The sequence below is a fragment of the Ferrovibrio terrae genome, assembly GCF_943372915.1.
GTDB classification, from domain to species: Bacteria; Pseudomonadota; Alphaproteobacteria; order Ferrovibrionales; family Ferrovibrionaceae; genus Ferrovibrio; species Ferrovibrio terrae_A.
In genome coordinates this window covers 23,622-43,870 of the sequence record NZ_CALSAN010000004.1, presented here as the reverse complement: position 1 = coordinate 43,870, position 20,249 = coordinate 23,622, and the positions used below count along the sequence as shown (strand labels likewise).

At 63.0% G+C, this 20,249-nt stretch carries 18 protein-coding genes; 13 read left to right on the top strand and 5 right to left on the bottom strand.

The window, feature by feature from the left end:
- Window positions 1-24 precede the first annotated feature (24 nt).
- The gene (gene pcaF, locus AAG821_RS04010) at window positions 25-1,227 is read left to right on the top strand and encodes a 3-oxoadipyl-CoA thiolase (protein ID WP_341915910.1); all 1,203 of its coding nucleotides are present in this window, start codon (window positions 25-27) and stop codon (window positions 1,225-1,227) included.
- A 56-nt stretch (window positions 1,228-1,283) separates the two neighbouring features.
- Here pcaF and AAG821_RS04005 read toward each other — a convergent pair whose 3' ends face one another.
- Window positions 1,284-3,131 (bottom strand): methyl-accepting chemotaxis protein, encoded by a 1,848-nt coding sequence (locus tag AAG821_RS04005; RefSeq protein ID WP_341915911.1) that lies wholly within the window; start codon window positions 3,129-3,131, stop codon window positions 1,284-1,286.
- Window positions 3,132-3,496: 365 nt separating this feature from the next.
- Between AAG821_RS04005 and AAG821_RS04000 the strand changes: the two genes are divergently transcribed.
- The 3 genes from AAG821_RS04000 (at window position 3,497) to AAG821_RS03990 (ending at window position 6,439) form a co-directional block, all read left to right on the top strand.
- Complete coding sequence (locus tag AAG821_RS04000; RefSeq protein ID WP_341916215.1) at window positions 3,497-5,515, top strand: PhoX family phosphatase; 2,019 nt, start codon at window positions 3,497-3,499, stop codon at window positions 5,513-5,515.
- Between the two features lie 136 nt (window positions 5,516-5,651).
- On the top strand, window positions 5,652-6,158 hold the full coding sequence (locus AAG821_RS03995) for a hypothetical protein (RefSeq protein ID WP_341915310.1): 507 nt from the start codon (window positions 5,652-5,654) through the stop codon (window positions 6,156-6,158).
- A 62-nt stretch (window positions 6,159-6,220) separates the two neighbouring features.
- Window positions 6,221-6,439: a hypothetical protein gene (locus tag AAG821_RS03990; protein ID WP_341915308.1), complete on the top strand. Its 219-nt coding sequence runs from the start codon at window positions 6,221-6,223 to the stop codon at window positions 6,437-6,439.
- A 23-nt stretch (window positions 6,440-6,462) separates the two neighbouring features.
- Here the strand turns inward: AAG821_RS03990 and AAG821_RS03985 are convergent, their stop codons facing one another.
- The 4 genes from AAG821_RS03985 to AAG821_RS03970 all read right to left on the bottom strand — a co-directional run bounded on the left by AAG821_RS03985 (window position 6,463) and on the right by AAG821_RS03970 (window position 11,533).
- On the bottom strand, window positions 6,463-7,443 hold the full coding sequence (locus tag AAG821_RS03985) for a pentapeptide repeat-containing protein (RefSeq protein WP_341915307.1): 981 nt from the start codon (window positions 7,441-7,443) through the stop codon (window positions 6,463-6,465).
- Window positions 7,444-7,520: 77 nt separating this feature from the next.
- Entirely contained in the window at window positions 7,521-8,051 is a 531-nt protein-coding gene (locus AAG821_RS03980; protein WP_341915306.1) for a gamma carbonic anhydrase family protein, read from the bottom strand.
- The gene (gene argC, locus AAG821_RS03975) at window positions 8,048-9,094 is read right to left on the bottom strand and encodes an N-acetyl-gamma-glutamyl-phosphate reductase (protein ID WP_341915304.1); all 1,047 of its coding nucleotides are present in this window, start codon (window positions 9,092-9,094) and stop codon (window positions 8,048-8,050) included. The genes AAG821_RS03980 and argC overlap by 4 nt, the downstream gene beginning before the upstream one ends.
- An 84-nt stretch (window positions 9,095-9,178) precedes the next feature.
- Window positions 9,179-11,533, bottom strand: coding sequence for a methyl-accepting chemotaxis protein (locus tag AAG821_RS03970; protein ID WP_341915303.1), 2,355 nt, complete (start codon window positions 11,531-11,533; stop codon window positions 9,179-9,181).
- A gap of 176 nt (window positions 11,534-11,709) precedes the next feature.
- Between AAG821_RS03970 and AAG821_RS03965 the strand changes: the two genes are divergently transcribed.
- Genes AAG821_RS03965 through AAG821_RS03925 form a run of 9 tightly spaced genes read left to right on the top strand, consistent with a single transcriptional unit; the run spans window position 11,710 to window position 20,248 of the window.
- Window positions 11,710-12,321: an aminodeoxychorismate/anthranilate synthase component II gene (locus AAG821_RS03965; RefSeq protein ID WP_341915302.1), complete on the top strand. Its 612-nt coding sequence runs from the start codon at window positions 11,710-11,712 to the stop codon at window positions 12,319-12,321.
- Window positions 12,318-13,394 (top strand): anthranilate phosphoribosyltransferase, encoded by a 1,077-nt coding sequence (gene trpD, locus AAG821_RS03960; protein WP_341915300.1) that lies wholly within the window; start codon window positions 12,318-12,320, stop codon window positions 13,392-13,394. The genes AAG821_RS03965 and trpD overlap by 4 nt, the downstream gene beginning before the upstream one ends.
- On the top strand, window positions 13,391-14,197 hold the full coding sequence (gene trpC / locus AAG821_RS03955) for an indole-3-glycerol phosphate synthase TrpC (protein WP_341915299.1): 807 nt from the start codon (window positions 13,391-13,393) through the stop codon (window positions 14,195-14,197). Before trpD ends, trpC begins: the two co-directional genes overlap by 4 nt.
- Window positions 14,194-14,676 carry a cyclic pyranopterin monophosphate synthase MoaC gene (moaC, locus tag AAG821_RS03950; RefSeq protein WP_341915297.1) on the top strand — a complete coding sequence of 161 codons (483 nt, stop codon included), beginning with the start codon at window positions 14,194-14,196 and terminating at the stop codon, window positions 14,674-14,676. Before trpC ends, moaC begins: the two co-directional genes overlap by 4 nt.
- Window positions 14,673-15,881: a gephyrin-like molybdotransferase Glp gene (gene glp / locus AAG821_RS03945; protein ID WP_341915296.1), complete on the top strand. Its 1,209-nt coding sequence runs from the start codon at window positions 14,673-14,675 to the stop codon at window positions 15,879-15,881. The genes moaC and glp overlap by 4 nt, the downstream gene beginning before the upstream one ends.
- A 5-nt stretch (window positions 15,882-15,886) precedes the next feature.
- Window positions 15,887-16,762 carry an MBL fold metallo-hydrolase gene (locus tag AAG821_RS03940; protein WP_341915294.1) on the top strand — a complete coding sequence of 292 codons (876 nt, stop codon included), beginning with the start codon at window positions 15,887-15,889 and terminating at the stop codon, window positions 16,760-16,762.
- A complete protein-coding gene (locus tag AAG821_RS03935; protein WP_341915293.1) occupies window positions 16,762-17,214 on the top strand; it encodes an N-acetyltransferase in 453 nt (150 codons plus the stop codon). The genes AAG821_RS03940 and AAG821_RS03935 overlap by 1 nt, the downstream gene beginning before the upstream one ends.
- 23 nt (window positions 17,215-17,237) lie before the next feature.
- Complete coding sequence (locus AAG821_RS03930; RefSeq protein WP_341915291.1) at window positions 17,238-18,959, top strand: RimK-like ATPgrasp N-terminal domain-containing protein; 1,722 nt, start codon at window positions 17,238-17,240, stop codon at window positions 18,957-18,959.
- Between the two features lie 59 nt (window positions 18,960-19,018).
- A complete protein-coding gene (locus AAG821_RS03925) occupies window positions 19,019-20,248 on the top strand; it encodes an MFS transporter (protein WP_341915290.1) in 1,230 nt (409 codons plus the stop codon).
- The last annotated feature ends 1 nt before the right edge of the window (window position 20,249 follow it).

Below are 20,249 nucleotides of genomic sequence, written 5' to 3'. Positions count from 1 at the left end.
CCGCGAGACCCTAGGGAGAGACATATGACCGAGGCATTCATCTGTGACGCCATCCGCACGCCTGTTGGCCGCTATGGCGGTTCACTGTCCAGTGTGCGCGCCGACGATCTCGGCGCCGTACCGATCAAGGCGCTGATGCAACGCAATCCGACGGTCGACTGGCAGGCGATCGACGATGTGATCTACGGCTGCGCCAACCAGGCCGGCGAAGACAACCGCAACGTCGCCCGCATGGCCCTGCTGCTGGCCGGCCTGCCGGAAAAGGTTCCCGGCGCCACTGTCAACCGCCTGTGCGGTTCGGGCCTGGAAGCTGCTGGCGCCGGTGCGCGCGGCATCAAGACCGGCGAGATGGATCTGGTGATCACCGGTGGCGTGGAAAGCATGAGCCGCGCCCCCTTCGTGATGGCCAAGGCGGAAAGCGCCTTTTCGCGCACGGCTGAAATCCATGACACCACCATCGGCTGGCGTTTCGTCAACAAGCTGATGAAGCAGAAGCATGGCGTCGATTCCATGCCAGAAACGGCAGAGAATGTGGCCGAGCAGTACCAGATCAGCCGCGCCGACCAGGATGCCTTTGCCCTGCGCAGCCAGCAGAAGGCGCTGAACGCCATCAAGCTCGGCCTGTTCGAGGCCGAGATCACCTCGGTCACCATCCCGAGCCGCAAGGGCGATCCGGTGGTGGTCGACCGCGACGAGCATCCGCGCGATACGACACTGGAAGCCCTGGCCAAACTGCCGACGCCGTTCCGCCAGGGCGGCACGGTCACGGCGGGCAATGCCTCGGGCGTCAATGACGGCGCCGCGGCCCTGATCCTGGCGTCCGAAGCTGCCGCCAAGAAGCATGGCCTGACTCCGCGTGGCCGCATCATTGCCACCGCCAGCGCCGGTGTGCCACCGCGCATCATGGGCATCGGCCCGGTGCCGGCGACTGAAAAAGTGCTGGCCAAAGCCGGCCTCAGCATCCGCGACATGGATGTGATCGAGCTGAACGAAGCCTTTGCCGCCCAGGCGCTGGCGGTCCTGCGCCAGCTCAACGTGCCCGACGATGCCACCTACGTGAACCCGAATGGCGGCGCCATCGCCATCGGCCATCCTCTGGGCATGAGCGGTGCACGCCTGATCACCACGGCGCTGAATCATCTGGAGCGCACCGGTGGTCGCTATGGCCTATGCACCATGTGCATCGGCGTCGGCCAGGGCATTGCCATGGTGATCGAGCGCGTCTGATCCAGACCTGCTGCGTGAATCAAAAGGGCCGCCTGATGGCGGCCCTTTCTTTTTGTTCAGTTGGTCTTGTAGCCGATACGGAAGCCGCCCCAGTGGCGTCCCTGCACCACGATTGGCGCCGACATATCCTTCATCAGCACAAAGACACCGCCGCCCATATCGCGACGATAGCACTGCAGCAAATAGGATTTGACGTTACGGCCGCAGGCGAGGCCGACCGGATCGTTGAACAGGCGGCGGTTGCGCGAATTGGCCGTATTCCACACCGGGTCATTGCCCTGCGGCTGGCAGTATTTCTGGTTATGCGTCGGGATAAAGCCATTGCGGTCAATGGCGACACAGAAGGTGATATCGGCATTGGAGTTTAACAGCGACTCTTGGATCGATGGCAGCACCGCATCGGTGAACTTCACAAAGCGGGTCATGTATTGCTGCGGATTGGTGCCCTTGATCGGCGCATAGTTCTCATCGAACAGATCGTCCATGCCGATCTCACCACGCCGCACCGCGTCCTCGAAGGCCTCGCTGATCCGTGCCGCGCCAGCCTGTGCCGTCAGCAACAGCGGACGGTCCACGGTGGTGGTGACAAAGGCGATCTGGGTGGCCAGATTGGCGACCTGCTGGTCGATATCCTGAATGGCCTTGCCGGTACGCTGCACCACGGCCAGATAGCCGCGCGTCGCCGCGTTGATTTCGGTGATAGAGCCCGTAACGGCATTGACCCGGCCGGACTGATCGGTACTGGCCTGCTCGATCTCGTCGAGTTGCTGGCCCATCGAATCAATCGCCTCGACGATTCCGTTCAGCACTTTCCCGGTATCGCTCACGAGTGCAACGCCGGTTTTCACCTTGTCATCGGACTGCTTGATGATGGCGCCGATATCCTTCGAGGCATTGGCGGAGCGCTGCGCCAGTGCACGCACTTCCTGCGCCACCACGGCAAAGCCCTTGCCGGCCTCACCCGCACGCGCCGCTTCGACCGAAGCATTCAGTGCCAGCAGATTGGTCTGGAACGCGATCTCGTTGATCAGCGATGTGATCTCGGAAATGCGATGCGACATTTCCGCCATCTCGTTCATGGCCTCTACCGAACGACGCACCACCTGCACGCCATTCTGCGCGGCAGCGCGGGCCTGCTCGGCACGCTGGCTGGCGCGTTTGGCCGCGGCCTCGTTGGCACGCGCCGCTTCGCTGAGGGCCGCAGCGTCGCCGGCCGTGCGGTCCAGGCTGTCAGACTGCGCTTCGGCGCTCTCTGCCAGCCCCTTGGCCTCCCGGTTGAGCTGCACCGACGCGCTGGAAATCGAATTCGCCGCCTGCACAATGGTGCCGATAACGCCGCCAAGGCGTTCGGCAGCCTGCACGGTACCCTCGCGGATCACCGCGAAATCGCCGCCATAGCTGTTGTCCATGCCGGTCGAAAGATCACCTTCGGCCATGCGGCTGAACAGCTGCTTCAGATCGCTGACAACGCCATCCAGGGTTTCGGCCATATGATTGAAGCGCTCGGCCAGATGATGCGACTCCGCTTCACCCTCATGCGCTGAAACCCGGCGATTGAGAATACCCTTGTCGATATCGCCGCAAAGCGCTGCGATCTCTCCGATCACGGCACTATCGGCCCGCCGCAAATCCGCAAGCTCGGTTTCGCAATCGGCCAGCCGCCGTTCCAGTGCCTCCCGGCGCGATGTTTCATCGTTCCAGCGGCGCGACAGGTCCTGCAGCGGTTCGCGCAGATTGCCCGGCGCATCACCAATCCGCACGGCGGATCCCGGCCAACCGCGCAGCAGTTCAATCACTGAGCCACTCCCCCCGGCCAGCGACCCGATCATCACGCCGCCCAGAAGCAGGACAGCAAGGCCCGCGACAATCGCCACGGTTGGATCGCCACCGGCACGGCTGGCCATCCAGATCCAACCAGATGCCGCAATAGCCAAACACATGATTGCCAGGCCAACTCGCAGACCCGCTGGCAGATTGGAAAACACTCGCATCACTCCTCCCCGCCTCCGGAATTTTCATCCCGAACCCGCGACGCGCCCTGTTATCCGGGCCGTTCGCTTTTTCCCTGTTCGGGTAAGTGTAGCGTAATGCCTACCCGGTTGTGCAGGATGTCGCTGTATTCTAGGCCCTTTATCCACCTCTACTTTAGTCGAAAATTCATGCCCTGCCGAAACGTCAGGTTGGACATGATCCGCATTCATCGTCCCGTCACACGGGCAGGCTAACCATCTGACGGATTTGCTCAGGTCCGATTCTCAGGAGTTACACCATGCCCCAGCACGCCCCCACCGGCCTCAGCCGCAGCGAAGCCTATGAACAATCGCAGGATATCGGGATCAACCCCAGCGGGAATGATACAATCGCCGACGTCATTAACCATAGATATCACCGCCGCGATGTGCTGAAGGGGCTGCTCGCCGGTACCGCCATCGCGGGATTTGGCACTGCCGGCCTTGGCACCATGGTGGGTGAGCCGGCGCAGGCCCAGACAACCGCGTCCCGCTTCACCTTCACCGAGATCAGCCACGGTGTCGACCGCACCCATCATGTCGCGCCCGGCTATGATGCAGACGTTCTGATCCGCTGGGGCGATGCGGTCGCGCCCGATGCCCCGGCTTTCGATCCGCAACGCCAGACCGCCGCGGCCCAGTTAAAGCAGTTCGGCTATAACAACGACTTCATCGGTTACCTGCCGCTGCCGCTGGGCAGTACCAGCTCCACCCGCGGCCTGCTGTTCATCAACCATGAATACACCAACGAGGAGGTCATGTTCCCCGGCATCGGCCGGCAGGAAGCCAAGGACAAGCTGTTCAAGGACATGACCCGCAATCTGGTCGAGATCGAGATGGCCGCGCACGGCGCCAGCATCGTCGAGATCGAACGCAGCGAAGCCGGAAAATGGGCGGTTGTCGCCGGCAGCCGCTATGCGCGTCGCATCGATGGCGGCACCACCATGATGGAGCTGACCGGCCCCGCCGCCGGCCACGCCCGGATGAAGACAAAGGCCGATCCGAGCGGTGTGCGCGTGGCTGGCATGCTGAACAATTGCGCCGGTGGCGTAACGCCCTGGGGTACGGTGCTTACGGCTGAGGAAAATTTCCACGGCTACTTCTGGGGCAAGATCGAGGCCGGCCATCCCGAGGAGCGCAATCACAAACGCTACGAGGTGCCCGGCAACTGGTACAATTGGGGCCAGTATTTCGAGCGGTTCGATGTGACCAAGGAACCGAACGAGCCGAACCGCTTCGGCTGGATGGTGGAAGTCGATCCCTACGATCCGCAATTCGTGCCGAAGAAGCGCACCGCGCTGGGCCGCTGCAAACACGAAGGCGCTGCCGTGATCGTCAACAGCGATGGCCGGGTGGTGCTGTATTCCGGCGACGACGAACGCTTTGAATATGTCTACCGGTTCGTCTCGGCACGGCGCTACAACGCCAATGATCGCCGCGCCAATCTGGGCCTGCTCGACGAGGGCATCCTGTCGGTGGCGAAGTACAATGCCGATGGTTCGGTGGACTGGCTGCCACTGGTGTTCGGACAGGGTCCGCTGACTGCTGCCAACGGCTTTGGCAGCCAGGCCGATGTGCTGATCGAAACCCGCCGCGCGGCTGACCTGCTCGGTGCCACCAAGATGGATCGTCCGGAAGACATCGAGATCAATCCGCTCACCGGCAAGGTCTATGTCATGCTGACCAACAACAGCCGGCGCAAGGCCGACCAGCTCGATGCCACCAATACCCGTGCCGCCAATGAATGGGGCCAGGTACTGGAGATGACACCGCCGGGCGGCGATCATGCCGCGCCGAAGGCCGGCTGGTCGCTGCTGGTGCAGGGCGGCAACCCGGCCGATCCCAAGACCGGCGCAAAATTCCATCCGCAGACCAGCAAGAACGGCTGGTTCTCCTGCCCGGACAATGCCGCGGTCGATCCGCAAGGGCGGCTTTGGATCACCACGGACCAGGGTGAGGCCTGGGAGAAGGCCAGTGGCACCGCCGATGGCGTCTGGGCGCTGGAAACCGAAGGGCCCAATCGCGGCCTGGGCAAGATGTTCTTCCGTGTTCCGGTTGGCGCCGAAATGTGTGGCCCCTGCTTCACCCCGGATGGCAGAACTCTGTTCGTGGCCGTGCAGCATCCGGCGACGGATGGCGGCGAGAAATTCACCAGCAGCGGCAAGGGCTCGACATTCGAGGATCCCGCCACCCGCTGGCCCGATTTCCAACCCGGCATGCCACCCCGGCCTTCCGTGGTCGTCATCACCAAGCGCGACGGCGGCCTGATCGGCGCCTGACCGGCATGTCAGCCTGTACACCGTCACCACCCTGACGGTGTACAGGTCGCGGCCTGCCCGATATAACCGCGATTGCCCGCATCACGGGCATTCAGACCAAGGCTATACGGCCTGCGGATCGGGGGAATGGCACGGGATGGCAAAGGCCGACGACAAGCCGAAGTTCATCAAAGCATCGCAGGCATTGCGACAGCGCGCGGTGAACCATCACACCGGTCTTGAATTGACCCTGACCGACGAGGTGCGTGGCCGCATCGAGCAGGTGATCGGCGAATCCGCCGATGCCTTCTCGAAGGACGTGCTCGAAAAACTGCGCGAAATGCGGATGCAGGTGAAGGCGGCAGAAGACGATTCTTTGTCGCGCATTTTCATCCTGACCACGATCGCCGAACTGGCATTCGACATCAAAGGCATGGGTGGCACGTTCGGCTATCCCCTGCTCAGCCACCTAGCCAAGTCGCTGAAGGACTTCATCACCGATCTGGCGCTACCCAACGAAGCGCAGCTCGAGGTCATCAGCATCCATGTCGATGCCATGTATGTGGTTCTGGCCCAGGGTATTCATGGCAATAGCGAAAAGCTGCAGAAAGACCTACTGGACAACCTCGGCATTGCCATCAGCAAGGTGCGCGATCCCGTATAATCCTGCGAAATTAACCAATTTCGCCTACACTTCGATAACCTTTTACCCGCACCCTGCCTGGCATGAGTTCTGATGCAGAAATCTGGCGCACGGCCCGCGACCTGATCGCCGATTACGGCGCCCGGGGTGCCGAAGCCCATGCCAACCGCCAGCTGGCCGAAATGACGGTGGGCAACAACTTCGTCGGCATGCTGGTCTGGCGGCGCATCATTCGCGCCCTGAAAAGCCTGAGCAAGCCGGCAAGCGCCGGCGGCAGTTCGGCCACATCACGCCGGCGCTGAGAATTTCCCGGATATAGTGCTGTCTAGTTTTTCTTGTCGTTGAGAACGACGGGCAACCCGCGTGACCCTTCGATCAACGCACCACGCAAATCGGCATCGGTGAGATTCGCGTACATCAGATTGCAATCGCGCATGTCAGAGCAGATCAGCTTGGCACCATGCAGATTGGCATTCGACAGATTGGCCTGACGAAGATCAGCACCGTTCAGGTTGGCCTGCACCAGATGGGCGCGCGACAGATACCAGCCTGACATGATGGCGCGACGACCCTTGTGGCCGTCGGTATCGATCCAGGTCTGGTGGTCCTGCACCACCTGCTCCAGCACTTCCGGCGGCACTTCCTTGGGTATCCGCGCGCCGCTGCCCTGCAGTTGCGGCAGCAGTTCAGGCGGAAAATCGGCCAGATTGAAATTCGCATTGTGCAGCTTGGTATTCTTGAACTGCACGTTGCTGAGGGTCGAATAGGAAAAATCCGCACCTTCCAAATCCGCACCCTCGAGGATGCAGCCGTCCAGGATCGCCCCGACAAATGAAGCACCCAGCAGCTTGGCCTGAGTCAGATTGGTGTTGTGCAACGTGGTGTCACTCAGCGAGACCACACCGCCCTTGCCATGCGGCGGCACGGGCGGATCAGTCATTGGCCGCATGTCGGCATTTTCGAAGCGAGTGCCCTTGAGGATCGCACGCGACAGATCGGCGCCACGCAGGTTGGCCCAGACAAAACGTGCATTGGTGAGATCGGCGCCGGAAAAATCGCAGCCGGTGAGTACCGCCTGACTGAAATCGGAATTGCGCAGATCGGCGCAATAGAAGCGGCAGCCACGGAACACCGTGCGCTGCAGGTTCATGCCAACCAGTTTGATACCGGTGAGATCGGCGCCCACCAGCGTGAGCTGCTTGCCACGGGTCAGTTTACCCAGGCGCCCGGACAGGAATTCGCCATGCGCTTTGATCTGATCGTACAGATCATCTGGCCAGGAGGTATGGGTATCGCCGGTCGTCATGTTTCCATCCGCGGGCCGGCCGGCGGGCCGGATTTTTGATAAGGATGGATTGTTAACGGGCGGAATTCAAGAAAGTGTTAACGGATGGTTGCGAGCTGCGCCCGGTAAGTACCGCCCAGACGGGCATAATGCGCTGCAGTTTCTGTGATATTCCGCAATTCAGCCTCATCCAGCCGGCGCATCAGCCTGGCTGGCCGGCCGGCCCAGAGTTCACCACTGGCAATGGTCTTGCCTGGCGTCAGCAATGCGCCGGCAGCAAGCATGCCCTGGCTCTCGATCACGCAGCCGTCCATTACCGTGGCCTGCATGCCGACAAAGCAGTTGTCCTGCAGCGTGCAACCATGCACCAGGGCCAGATGGCCGATGGTAACGCCAGAGCCGATCAGCGTGGCGAATTTGGCCCGCGTGACATGTACCACGCTGCCATCCTGGATATTGGTATCGCTGCCAATGCGAATGCTGTTGACGTCACCACGGATGGTGACGCCGAACCAGATCGAACTGCGGGCGCCGATCTCGGTATCGCCGATCACCGTCGCGTTCGGGGCGACAAAGGCATCCGGCGCGATGGCCGGATGCTTGTCACTGAACGGCAGGATCAAACTCACGGGAACAGGGCGATCTGTTCCAGACCCATTGTCTCCGGCAGACCGTACATCACATTGAAGTTCTGCACGGCCTGGCCGCTCGCGCCCTTCATCAGATTGTCGATCACCGAGAACAGCATGGCGCGGCCCTTCACCCGGTCGGCAAACACGCCGATATGGCAGGCATTGGTGCCACGCACATGGCGGGTCTGCGGCGACACCCCCTGCGGCACCACCTGCACGAAGGGCTCTTCGGCATAGCGCTGCACCAGAGTAGCCCGCAGGTCATCGGCGCTGACGCCCGGCTTCATCTTCACGTAGATGCTGGACAGCATGCCCCGGTTCATCGGCATCAGATGCGGGGTGAAGTTGACCACGATGGGCCGGCCGGCCGAATCCGACAGGATCTGCTCGATCTCCGGGCCATGCCGGTGCGAACCGATCCCGTAGGCATGCGTGCCCTCGGCCGCCTCGCAATACAGCGAGCCTTCCTTGAGCGCCCGGCCGGCGCCGGATACGCCGGATTTGGCATCGATCACGATATCATCGGCATCGATCTGGCCGGCTTCCAGCAACGGCATCAGCGGCAGCTGCGCCGAGGTGGGATAGCAGCCCGGATTGGCCACCAGCCGCGCCTTGGCCACCTGACCACGATACATCTCGGTCAGGCCGTAAACCGCCTCGTCCTGCAGTTTCGGGGCCCGGTGCTCATGGCCGTACCACTTGGCGTATTCGTCCAGGTTGCGCAGCCGGAAATCCGCCGACAGGTCAACGATCTTGAGGTGGTCCGGCAGGCCGGCAATCACCTCCTGGGTCGTGCCATGCGGCAGGGCGCAGAAGACGGCGTCCACACCGCTCCAGTCCACTTCCTTGATGGTCACCAGCTTGGGCAGGCCAAGGCCGAGAAACTGCGGGAAAACCGTCTCGATCCCCTCGCCGGCCTTCCGATCGGCGGTCAGGGCGACCACCCGGACGCGCGGATGGCGCAGGACCAGGCGGAGCAGTTCCGCACCGGTATACCCGCTGGCACCCAAAATCGCGACCCGAATGGCATCCGTGGCCATGTCGACCTCCTGGAAAAGATGAGCCTAAAGACGGAGATGGGTATAACGCGCCAGCCGCCGGGTTCAACTGCTAAATTGACACCCTTAAACCCGGAATTGTCCCACCAAATCGGCCAAATCCTGGGCTTGACGGGCCATCGCCTGGGCCGAAGCCGTGGTCTGTTCGACCAGGGCGCCGTTGCGCTGGGTCATCTCGTCCATATTGGCGACCGCGGTATTGACCTCTTCCAGACCGACCGCCTGCTCGCGGCTGGCGGAGGAAATCTCGCCGATGATATCGGCCACCTTTTTCACCGCCGAAACGATCTCGTTCAGTGAACTGCCGGCCTGGTTGACCAGCGCCGCACCGGTTTTCACCTGGCTGTTGGAGGCCTGGATCAGCGTCTTGATTTCCTTCGACGCATCGGCCGAACGCTGTGCCAGCGCACGCACTTCCTGGGCCACCACGGCGAAGCCCTTGCCGGCTTCACCCGCACGCGCCGCTTCCACGCTCGCATTCAGCGCCAGCAGGTTGGTCTGGAAGGCGATCTCGTCGATCAGCCCGACGATGTCGGAGATCTTCTGCGCGCTGCCCTCGATCTGGGTCACGGCAGTGACCGCATCGGCCACCACCTGGCCGCCCTTCTGTGCCGTATCGCGTGCCGTCACCGCCAGCTTATTGGCGGCTTCGGCATTGTCGGCATTCTGCTTCACCGTCGCGGTGATCTGGTGCATCGAAGCCGCCGTCTGCTCCAGGCTCGCAGCCTGCTGCTCGGTCCGACCGGCAAGATCGTTGCTGCCGGTCGAAATCTCCGCAGCCGCATCGCGGACCGTCGATGCCGCAGCCGTGACCTTGCCCACGGTCTCCGACAGCTGCTGCGCGCTACGGTTGGCATCCTGCTTCAAGCGGTCGAACACACCCTCGTAGCTGGCGTCAATGCGATGCGTGAAATCACCGCGCGCCATCGCGCCCAGGGCATCGCCCAGACTGACGAAGACCGCATCCACCGTACCGATCAGGCTGTTCATGCGCTCGCCAAGGCGCGCGGTCATGCCATCCAGCCGGCTGGTATCGATCCGGACAGAGAGGTCACCGCCGGCTGCAGCGCTGACGGCCTCGCCCACGGCACGATCAAGCAGTTGTTCCTGCGCCTTGCGCTGCTCTTCAGCACTCTGGCGGTTGCGCTCCACTTCGATCTGCAGCTGTTCGTTTTCCAGGCCGTTTTCCTTGAACACCTGCACGGCGCGCGCCATGGCGCCGATTTCGTCGCCGCGCTCACGCTCAGGCACTTCCGTCGCCCATTCGCGATTGGCAAGACGCTGCATGGCAGTTGTCATCGTGGCCAGCGGGTCGGCGATGCGTCGGCCGATATACAGCCAGCCGACCAGGAAAGCTGCGGCAAGGCTGGCAATGGCGACAATGGCCAGAGTCGACATACCGACCATGCTGACATTCTTGGCCTGCTTGGTGGCATCGGCAACGCCGATATTGGCATCCTCGACAACGCCCTGCGACAACGCGCCCAGACGCTTGGCCGCATCACGGCTGGTCTTCAGCGTGGAGAGCGAATATTCCAGCGAATCAATTTCCTGTTCGCGGAAACTCAACACGCCGGTGCCAGTGTCGCCATAAGCCAACACAGCCTTGGTGGCTTTGATCAATTCAGGATGCGGGTTGATCTTTTCAACAATGACAAGCGCCTTGGTCACACGCTCGGATGTGGTTTCAAACCGCTTGGTGATGGCTGCCAGCTCGGCGCGGCTGGCCGCCTGCGCGCCCACGGCAAGCTGCCCCACCGCATTGTTGACCTCGCCAATCAGCGTCGCTGTCGACTGCACCAGGGCAAGATCGTTGTTGGCCATGCGGGTCAGCGAGCGCTCGATGCGGGCAAGGTCCCCGCTGCGCGTCACACTGGTCATGCTGCCATTGAGATCGACCACGGCATCGTCGATCAGCGGGTTGGCGAACTGCAGGAAGGTTTCATGCGCCTTGGAGAGGGCCTGGGTTTCCTGGAAGCGCTGCTCGCTGGTCTGGATGCGGGCCGATACCAGCTGCTGCAACCGATTGATATTCGCCAGCAGGCCGTCGGTTTCCTTCTTGATGGCATCCAGCTTCTCACCGGTCACCCGGGCGGCGACCAGATCCAGCACATTGCGGATATCGGCTTCGCGTTCCTTGATGCCGGCGGCGGTGACCTTGACCTCCGCCTCGTTGGTGGCAGAGACCAGGTCGGGGGCCGCGCCAGCCAGGTCGGCGACCCGTTCGGCCAGGGCGAGTGCCGCAACAACCGAGGACACCCCCTCGTCGGTGACCGTGGTGATCGCATTGTCCAGACGGGACAGCGAAAACCAGCCTGTGGCAGCCGAGATCAGGGCAAATGAGGCAATTGCTCCTACTGCAAGGTAAAGTCGTTGCCGAATTCCCCCCTGCCGCTTGGTCGTCACCGGCGTACCGGACATTGCACTTCCCCTCTCGATTCTGCTCAGAGGCGATTGTTCTGGGTTTTTCCGTTACCCGCAATACCATTGATTCTACAAAAGAAACTGGAACTTGGGATACTAGTAACACGGGTGTCGGGCCGTGGCATTGGCGCCGCCGGGTATGCTAGGCTGCGCCACTCGAGGAAAACGCGCCCATGCTGGTCCTGATCGACAATTACGACAGTTTCACCTGGAACCTGGTTCACTATTTCGGCCAGGTCGGCGCTCCGGTGCGGGTGTTTCGCAATGACGAGACCACACCAGAGGCCATCCTGGCCCTGAAGCCCGCCGGGGTGGTGCTGTCGCCCGGCCCCTGCGACCCAGACCGGGCCGGCATCTGCCTCGCCATGATCGACAAGGCCGCCGAAACCCGGCTGCCGCTGTTCGGTGTCTGCCTGGGCCATCAGGCCATCGGCCAGGCCTTTGGCGGCAAGGTGGTGCGCGCGCCCCAGCCCCTGCATGGCAAACTCAGCCGCATGCATCATACCGGCGAGAGCATCTTTGCCGGCCTGCCGCAGGACTTCCTGGCCACCCGCTATCATTCGTTGGCGGTCGATCCGGCCACCCTGCCCAACAGCCTGACCGTCACCGCCCGCTCCGAGGATGGCGTCATCATGGGCCTGGCCCACCGCGACCTGCCGATCCATGGCGTGCAGTTCCACCCCGAAAGCATCGCCTCAGAACACGGGCTTGCGATGCTGGCGAATTTTGTGCGCTATTGCGGCCTTCCGGTGGGTGATATTTCGGGGCGCGGACAGGCGGCATGAGTGCGGATGTAACGGAATTCAAGCGACTGCTGGGGCTGGTCGCCAGCGGTGCACGGCTGGGCATCGATGATGCCTGTACCGCTTTCGACGTCATGATGTCGGGCAATGCCACCCCGTCGCAGATGGGCGCCTTCCTGATGGCGCTGCGGGTGCGCGGCGAAACCGTCGACGAGATTACCGGCGGAGCCATGACCATGCGCGCCAAGGTCAACGGCGTGAAGGCGCCGGCGGACGCCATCGACATCGTCGGCACCGGCGGCGACGTGAAGGGCACCTGGAATGTCTCGACCTGCTCGGCCTTCGTGCTGGCCGGCTGCGGCGTGCCGGTCGCCAAGCATGGCAACCGCGCCGTCTCGTCCAAGACCGGCGCTGCCGATGTGCTGACCGCGCTCGGCGTCAATATCGATTGCGATTTCCGCCTGATTGAAAAAGCGATTGTCGAAGCCGGTGTCGGTTTCCTGATGGCGCCACGGCATCATGGCGCCATGCGCCATGTCGGCCCCACCCGTGTCGAACTCGGCACCCGCACGATCTTCAACCTGCTAGGCCCCCTCAGCAACCCGGCACTGGTGAAGCGCCAGCTGATCGGCGTGTTCGACCGTCAGTGGGTACAGCCGCTGGCCGAAGTGATGGGCAAGCTGGGCGCCGAGAAGGTCTGGGTCGTGCATGGCTCCGATGGTCTCGACGAGATCACCACCACGGGCCCGACCTATGTTTCCGAGATGGATGGCGGCAAGTTGCGCCATTTCGAGATTACGCCCGAACAGGCCGGCCTGCCGAAAGCACGGCTGGAGGATCTGAAGGGCGACGAACCGACCGCCAATGCGGTGGCCTTGCGTGGCGTGCTGAACGGTGCTCCGGGCGCCTTCCGCGACATCGTGCTGTTCAACACCGCCGCCGCGCTGCTGATCGCGGGCAAGGTGAAAGACCTGCGCGATGGCGCGAGTATGGCCGCACAGGCAATCGACAATGGCAAGGCCAGCGCCGCGCTTTCCCGCCTGATCGAAATCACCCACGAACCGCCGCCCCCGGTGCCGGTTGAGGAAAAGCCCGTCAAGAAGAAGGCGTCATGAGCGACGTTCTCACCAAGATCAATGCCGATAAGCGCGCGCATATCGCGCGCTGCAAGGCGGCCGTGCCCACCGCCACGCTGGAGCAGCAGGCACGCAGCACACCGGCACCGCGCGGCTTCATCCGTACCCTGCAGGCCACGGTGGCAAATGGCCGCTACGGCCTGATCGCCGAAATCAAGAAGGCTTCGCCCTCGAAGGGCCTGATCCGCGCCGATTTCGATCCGCCGGCCCTGGCCCGCGCCTATGCCGCCGGTGGCGCCAGCTGCCTGTCGGTACTGACCGACGAGCCCTATTTCCAGGGCCATGACGACTATCTGCGCCAGGTACGCGCCGTCACCGCCCTGCCGATCATCCGCAAGGATTTCATGCTCGATCCCTATCAGGTGATCGAGGCACGCGCGCTGGGTGCCGACTGCATCCTGCTGATCATGGCCTCCCTGAGCGACGCCCAGGCTGCCGAACTGGAAGCTGCCGCCATCGACTATGGCCTTGATGTGCTGGTGGAAGTGCATGACGGCGCTGAACTTGATCGCGCCGTGAAGCTGAAAACGCCGCTGCTGGGAATCAACAACCGCAATCTGAAAACTCTCTCTGTAGATATCGCGACCACAGAAATGCTGGCCGCGCGCGTACCGCCGGGCAAGATGCTGGTATCGGAATCCGGACTCTATACCAAGGCTGACCTCGATCGTATGGCGACGTGCGGTGCGCGCTGCTTCCTCGTCGGCGAGAGCCTGATGCGTCAGGCCGATGTGGAGTCGGCCACGCGGCTGCTGTTGACCGGCAAGGAACTGGCGGCATGAGCAGCAGCAAACTCACGCACATCAATGCGGCCGGCGAAGCCCATATGGTCGATGTCTCGGACAAGGCCGAGACCGAGCGTGTCGCCCGGGCCGGCGCCCGGGTGCTGATGCAGAAGGCGACGCTTGATCTGATCCTGTCGGGTCAGGCCGCCAAGGGCGATGTGCTGGCGACCGCCCGCATCGCCGGCATCATGGCGGCAAAAAAGACCTCCGACCTCATTCCGCTCTGCCACCCGCTGGCGCTCAGCCAGGTGACGGTGGACCTGACCCCCGATACAGCGGCCAATGCCATCGATATCGTCGCGACCTGCAAGCTGAAGGGCCGCACCGGTGTCGAGATGGAAGCGTTGACGGCTGCCAGCGTTGCGGCGCTCACCATTTACGACATGACCAAGGCGGTGGACCGCGGCATGCAGATCACCGATATCCGGCTGCTGCACAAATCGGGCGGCAAGTCAGGCGACTTCAACGCATCATGATCCCTGTCATCGAGGCCCGCCGCCGCATTGTCACCGCCCTGCCGCTGATGCCGGCGGAGACCGTGGCAGTGAGCGCCGCTGCGGGCCGCGTGCTGGCTGAAGACACCGCTGCCCGCCGTACCCAGCCGCCATTTGATGTCAGCGCCATGGATGGCTGGGCCTGTCGCCAGGCCGATCTCGGCAGCATCCCGGCCAGGCTCAAGCCGGTCGGCCATGCCGCCGCCGGTGGTCGCCACGACGGCACCGTCGGCCCTGGCCAGTGCGTGCGTATTTTCACCGGCGCGCCCCTGCCCGATGGCGCGGATGCCATCGTGATCCAGGAAGATGCCGATCTGGCCGGCGATGTGCTGACCGTGCGCGAGGCACCGAAGCCGGGCCAGTGGATCCGCAAGGCCGGCCTTGATTTCACCGAAGGCCAGGTGCTGCTGTCGGCCGGCCGCCGGCTCAGCCCGGCTGATGTGGCGCTGGCGGCAGCCATGAACATTCCCTGGCTGCAGGTGCGGCGCAAACCGCGCATCGCCGTGCTTGCCACCGGCGACGAACTGGCCCGCCCGGGCGAGCCGATTGGCCCGAACCAGATTGTCAGCTCCAACAATATCGGTTTGGCCGCTCTGATCGAAGCCAATGGCGGCACTGCGATCGACCTCGGGATCGCTCGCGACACTGAGGCCGACCTGCGCGCCAAGGCCGCCGCCGCCGCCGGCTGCGACCTGCTGCTCACCCTGGGCGGCGCCAGCGTCGGCGAGCATGACCTGATCCACAAAATCCTCGGTGGCGGCGGCGCCGGCATCGACTTCTGGAATATCGCCATGCGCCCGGGCAAGCCGTTGATGTTCGGCAGGGCCGATCTCGGCAACGGCGTCTCTATTCCGCTGCTGGGCCTGCCCGGCAACCCGGTTTCCGCCCTGGTCTGCGGCCACAACTTCGTCGTGCCCGCACTGAATGGCATGCTGGGTCTCGACTGGGAGATCCGCTTCGAGATGGCGGTGAGCGGCGCAGCGCTGAGCGAGAATGACAAGCGTGAGGACTATCTGCGCGCCACGCTGGTCCGGGAGGATGATGGGCGCCTGGTCGCCACCGCTTTCGGGCGCCAGGACAGTTCGATGCTGCGCCGCCTGAGCGATGCCGACTGCCTGATCGTGCGCCCGCCGCACGCCCAGGCCCAGCCGGCCGGCGCACCCGTGCCGATCCTGCGGCTGCGCTGAGCACCATGCGCATCACTCTGCTCGGCACCGGCTGCCCCCAGGTCTCGACCGACCGTTACGGCCCGGCCAGCCTGCTGCGCTGGGGTGAGCGGCAGTTCCTGATCGACTGCGGTTCGGGCGTGACCCAGCGGCTGCTGGGCGCCGGTACCGCCGGCAAACAGATCGACGCCGTGCTGCTGACCCACCTGCATTCCGACCATATTATCGACCTGTTCCAGCTGATCATCTCCAGCTGGCATCAGAGCCGGGACCGGCCGCAACGCATCTACGGCCCGCCCGGCACCAGGCAGTATCTGAAGGGCCTGATGGCCCTGTGGAAGCCGGAACTGGATCAGCGCATTGCCCATGAGAAGCGGCCGTCCACCACGGCGCTGGAGCTGGATATCACCGAGGTCGAGCCGGGCACCATCATCCGGGATGGCGACCTGAGCGTGATTGCCGTGGCCGTGCGACACCAGCCGGTCAAGGCCGCCTTTGGCTATGTCTTCACCGATGACCGGCACAAGGTCGCTTTCAGCGGCGACACCGCCTTCTGCCCGGAACTGATCCAGGTGGCCAAGGACGCCGACGCGATCGTGCATGAATGCTTCATCCATCGCGAAATGCTGGCCCTGCCCGGCCGGTCGCCGGAAACGCTGACCAATGTCGCCAGCTACCACACCCTGTCCACCGAGGTTGGTAAGGTTGCCACCCAGGCCCATGCCCGCTGCCTGATCCTCAATCATTTCGTACCTGTGGTTTTCGACCATGCCGCCCTGCTGGCCGAGGTACGGGCCGATTATGCGGGCCCGGTGCTGGTCGGCGAGGATCTGATGACGTTTAACGCAGCCACCCGCACGGTCAGCCATGCCGGTGGCGTCATCGCCCTGCCACTTGGCTGATGCCAGCCCCCGCCATCCGAGTCGCCCGGCCGGCTGACCTCGATGCGCTGGTCGATCTGGAAAACCGTTGCTTTCATGGCGACCGGATGTCGCGGCGAAGCTATGCCGCAGCGTTGCACAATCCGCGGGCAATCCTGTTGGTCAACGGCAGAGGTGATTCACTGCTGGCTGCCGCGGCCCTGTTTTTTCGCAGCAATAGCAATGCCGCCCGCTTGTATACGATTGCCGTGGCCCCGGAGGCACGCGGGCGCGGCCTCGGCGCCGCACTGCTGCGAGCCTGTGAAAAAGCGGCCCGAAAGCGCAGCGCGACGGCACTACGCCTCGAAGTGAACGTCCGCAACAAATCTGCGCTCGCGCTCTACCACAAAAGCGGCTATGGAATCAGGGAACGGATCAACCGGTATTACGAAGATGGCTCGGATGCTTTGCGGCTGGAGAAGCCGCTGTCCTGAGCCGGGAGCCGCTTCCCGCTGCCATGCATATCATCGTCGTTGAGCGCAAAACCCACTTCCGCTACCGCAATCCGGGCTGCCAGGTTCTGAACAACCGCGAATTCATCACGCGGCCGGAACTGGTGCTGGACAAGCGCGCCAAGGTCATCAACCTCAGCAACGACTATTCCTATCTCGGCTATGGCTATTACTGCTCGCTGCTGGCCGAAGCGCGCAGTCAGAAGGTGATCCCTTCGGTCAAGACCATCCTGGATCTGCGCCAGCGCAGCATATACAGCCACGCCCTGCCCGAACTCGATGAATTGCTGCGGCAACAGGTGAAGAAGCTGGTGATGCTGCCGACTGCGCCTTTCACGATGCATGTCTTTTTCGGCCGCACCGACGACCTGCGCTTCCCTGATCTGGCCCGGCGGGTGTTCGACGAATTCCGCTGCCCGATGCTCAAGCTCAGTGTCTCACCGGAAGATGGCTGGCATATTGCCTCGATCCGGCCGATGGCCTTGAGCGATCTCAAGCCAGAGCAGGAATCCTTCTTCGAACACACGCTGGAATCCTACACCCGGTCCAGCTGGCGTACGCCCAAGGCCAAACCCGCTGCTAAATACAGCCTCGCAATCCTGCACAATCCATCCGAAGCCCTGCCGCCGTCCGACCGCCGCACATTGCAGAAGTTCGTCCGCATCGGTGAACAGATGGGCGTCGAGGTCGAGCTGGTGGAAAAGAAGGATTATGCCGAACTGGCGGAATACGACGCCCTGTTCATCCGCGAGACCACAGCGCTGGACCATCATACCTACCGCTTTGCCAAGAAGGCTGAAAACGAGGGCATGGCGGTGATCGACGATCCCACCTCGATCCTGCGCTGCACCAACAAGGTGTATCTGGCCGAACTGCTGAAAGCGAACAAGATCCCGACGCCGAAGACCGTGGTGCTCGACAATCGCGGCATCGAAGCCATCGACCAGGAGATCCCCTACCCGATCATCCTGAAAATTCCGGATGGGTCGTTCTCGCGCGGGATCGTCAAGGCTGAAAACCGCGAGCAGCTGGAAGAGGCCGCCACGCGGCTGCTGCGCGAGTCCGACGTGATCCTGGCGCAGGAATATCTCTACACCGATTTCGACTGGCGTATCGGCATTCTGCGTGGGCAACCGATCTTCGCCTGCCAGTATTTCATGTCGCGCGGTCACTGGCAGGTGGTCAAGCACGGCGATGGCGGGCGCTTCACTGAAGGCGGTTTCCGCACCCTGCCGGTCGAAGCCGCGCCGCCAGAGGTGGTCGATATCGCACTCAAGGCGGCCGGCCTGATCGGCAACGGCTTCTATGGTGTCGATCTCAAGCAGACGCCGAAAGGCGTTGTGGTGATCGAAGTGAACGACAATCCTTCGATCAACCAGGGCGAAGAAGATGCCGTCCTCAAGGATGAGCTATACCGTCGTATCATCCAGGAATTCATCCGCCGGCTGGAAGAGCGACCCGGCAGCAGCGACCAAACCTCCGCTAGCCTTCCGTCCGTTGCGGCTGGGTTCAGCCTGCCCATGAATGGCGGGGGCAGCCCACCCTCGCCGGCCCAGATTGCGGCCCAGGTGGCGGCAAAGGTCGCCAGCGAGATTTCCGCCAAGATCGCTGCCGAAGTGTCCAGCCAGGTGATTGCCGCCGTGCTGGGCAATGCCCGTCCCCATGCCGTTCCCGCCGAAGATCCGGCAGATGCCCCGCCGCTGCCGCTGACCTTCACCCAGAAATGATGTAATCCTGTCTCTGTTGCGTTTACCGTCCCGCCCGAGATCCCGATAAAGAGGCCAAGATGCCCGTCGCCTGGCGCATTCTGCTTTGCGCCTGCCTGAGTTACACAATCAGCCAGTTCTACCGTTCGGCCAATGCCGTCATCGGGCCCGACCTGATGACGGAGCTGGCGCTGACCCCGGCTGACCTTGGCATCCTCACGGGCGCATTCTTCCTGACCTTCTCGGTCAGCCAGTTCCCGGTGGGTATCGCGCTCGACCGCTGGGGACCACGGCGCACCATCCTGGTTACCCTGGTGATCGCCTTTATCGGCACGCTGGCCTTTGCGCTTGGCCGCAACCTGTTTGAACTCAGCCTGGCCCGGATCGTGCTCGGTTTCGGCTGTGCGGCGCTGCTGACCGGCCCGATGGTGCTGTTCTCGCGCTGGTTCCCGCCGGATCGCTTTGCCACCATGTCCAGCATCCTGATCGCCGTCGGCAACCTCGGCGTGATCGCATCGACCGCACCGCTGGCCTGGTTTGCCGAAGCCTATGGCTGGCGCGGCGCCTTCTATGTCACGGCCGTGATCACCGTCTGCCTGATTGCGCTTTCTTACTGGGCGATCGAGGATCACCCGGACCCCGCCAAGGCACGCAGCGGCGCCAACGAAACCCTGGCTGAAACCCTGCGGGGCGTGGGCGCCGTGATCCGTCATCCAGCCTTCCCCAATCTCTTCGCCATCATCTTCTCCGCCTATGCCACCTTCATCACCATTCTGGGCCTCTGGGGCGGACCCTATCTGCACGATGTGCATGGCCTGGATGCGACGGCGCGCGGCAATGTCCTGATATTCATGGCCGTGGGTGCCGCGGCGGGGTATTTCATCTGGGGCCCACTGGACCGCGTGTTCAACACCCGCAAATGGCTGCTGGCAGTCGGGCTTGGCAGCCAACTGGTCTGCCTTCTGGTGATCGTGCTGGTCCCCGGCCTCAGTGTCATCATCATCACCGCGCTGTTCTGCTTCATGGGCGTGATGAACGGCTGCATCGTGATGATCTTCGCCCATGCCCGCTCGGTGTTCCCGGCGGAGCTGATCGGTCGCGGCATCACCACACTGAATATCGGCACCATGGGTGGCGGTGCGTTCCAGCAATTCCTCACGGGTTCGCTGATGACCTACATGGCACCAAAAGGCACCGTGCCGACCGAGTTGGATTATCGCATCATCTTCGGGGTGCAGTTCGTGATCCTGCTGTCTGCGCTGATATATTATCTGCGCACGCCGGATGCAAAACCGCACCAGACCGCCTGAT

Bases quoted from the DNA above. Each gene is read 5' to 3' on its own strand.
- pcaF (WP_341915910.1), top strand. From the start codon at position 25: ATGACCGAGGCATTCATCTGTGACGCCATCCGCACGCCTGTTGGCCGC.
- AAG821_RS04005 (WP_341915911.1), bottom strand. From the start codon at position 3,131: ATGGCCAGCCGTGCCGGTGGCGATCCAACCGTGGCGATTGTCGCGGGC.
- AAG821_RS04000 (WP_341916215.1), top strand. From the start codon at position 3,497: ATGCCCCAGCACGCCCCCACCGGCCTCAGCCGCAGCGAAGCCTATGAA.
- AAG821_RS03995 (WP_341915310.1), top strand. From the start codon at position 5,652: ATGGCAAAGGCCGACGACAAGCCGAAGTTCATCAAAGCATCGCAGGCA.
- AAG821_RS03990 (WP_341915308.1), top strand. From the start codon at position 6,221: ATGAGTTCTGATGCAGAAATCTGGCGCACGGCCCGCGACCTGATCGCC.
- AAG821_RS03985 (WP_341915307.1), bottom strand. From the start codon at position 7,443: ATGACGACCGGCGATACCCATACCTCCTGGCCAGATGATCTGTACGAT.
- argC (WP_341915304.1), bottom strand. From the start codon at position 9,094: ATGGCCACGGATGCCATTCGGGTCGCGATTTTGGGTGCCAGCGGGTAT.
- AAG821_RS03970 (WP_341915303.1), bottom strand. From the start codon at position 11,533: ATGTCCGGTACGCCGGTGACGACCAAGCGGCAGGGGGGAATTCGGCAA.
- AAG821_RS03965 (WP_341915302.1), top strand. From the start codon at position 11,710: ATGCTGGTCCTGATCGACAATTACGACAGTTTCACCTGGAACCTGGTT.
- trpD (WP_341915300.1), top strand. From the start codon at position 12,318: ATGAGTGCGGATGTAACGGAATTCAAGCGACTGCTGGGGCTGGTCGCC.
- trpC (WP_341915299.1), top strand. From the start codon at position 13,391: ATGAGCGACGTTCTCACCAAGATCAATGCCGATAAGCGCGCGCATATC.
- moaC (WP_341915297.1), top strand. From the start codon at position 14,194: ATGAGCAGCAGCAAACTCACGCACATCAATGCGGCCGGCGAAGCCCAT.
- glp (WP_341915296.1), top strand. From the start codon at position 14,673: ATGATCCCTGTCATCGAGGCCCGCCGCCGCATTGTCACCGCCCTGCCG.
- AAG821_RS03940 (WP_341915294.1), top strand. From the start codon at position 15,887: ATGCGCATCACTCTGCTCGGCACCGGCTGCCCCCAGGTCTCGACCGAC.
- AAG821_RS03935 (WP_341915293.1), top strand. From the start codon at position 16,762: ATGCCAGCCCCCGCCATCCGAGTCGCCCGGCCGGCTGACCTCGATGCG.
- AAG821_RS03930 (WP_341915291.1), top strand. From the start codon at position 17,238: ATGCATATCATCGTCGTTGAGCGCAAAACCCACTTCCGCTACCGCAAT.
- AAG821_RS03925 (WP_341915290.1), top strand. From the start codon at position 19,019: ATGCCCGTCGCCTGGCGCATTCTGCTTTGCGCCTGCCTGAGTTACACA.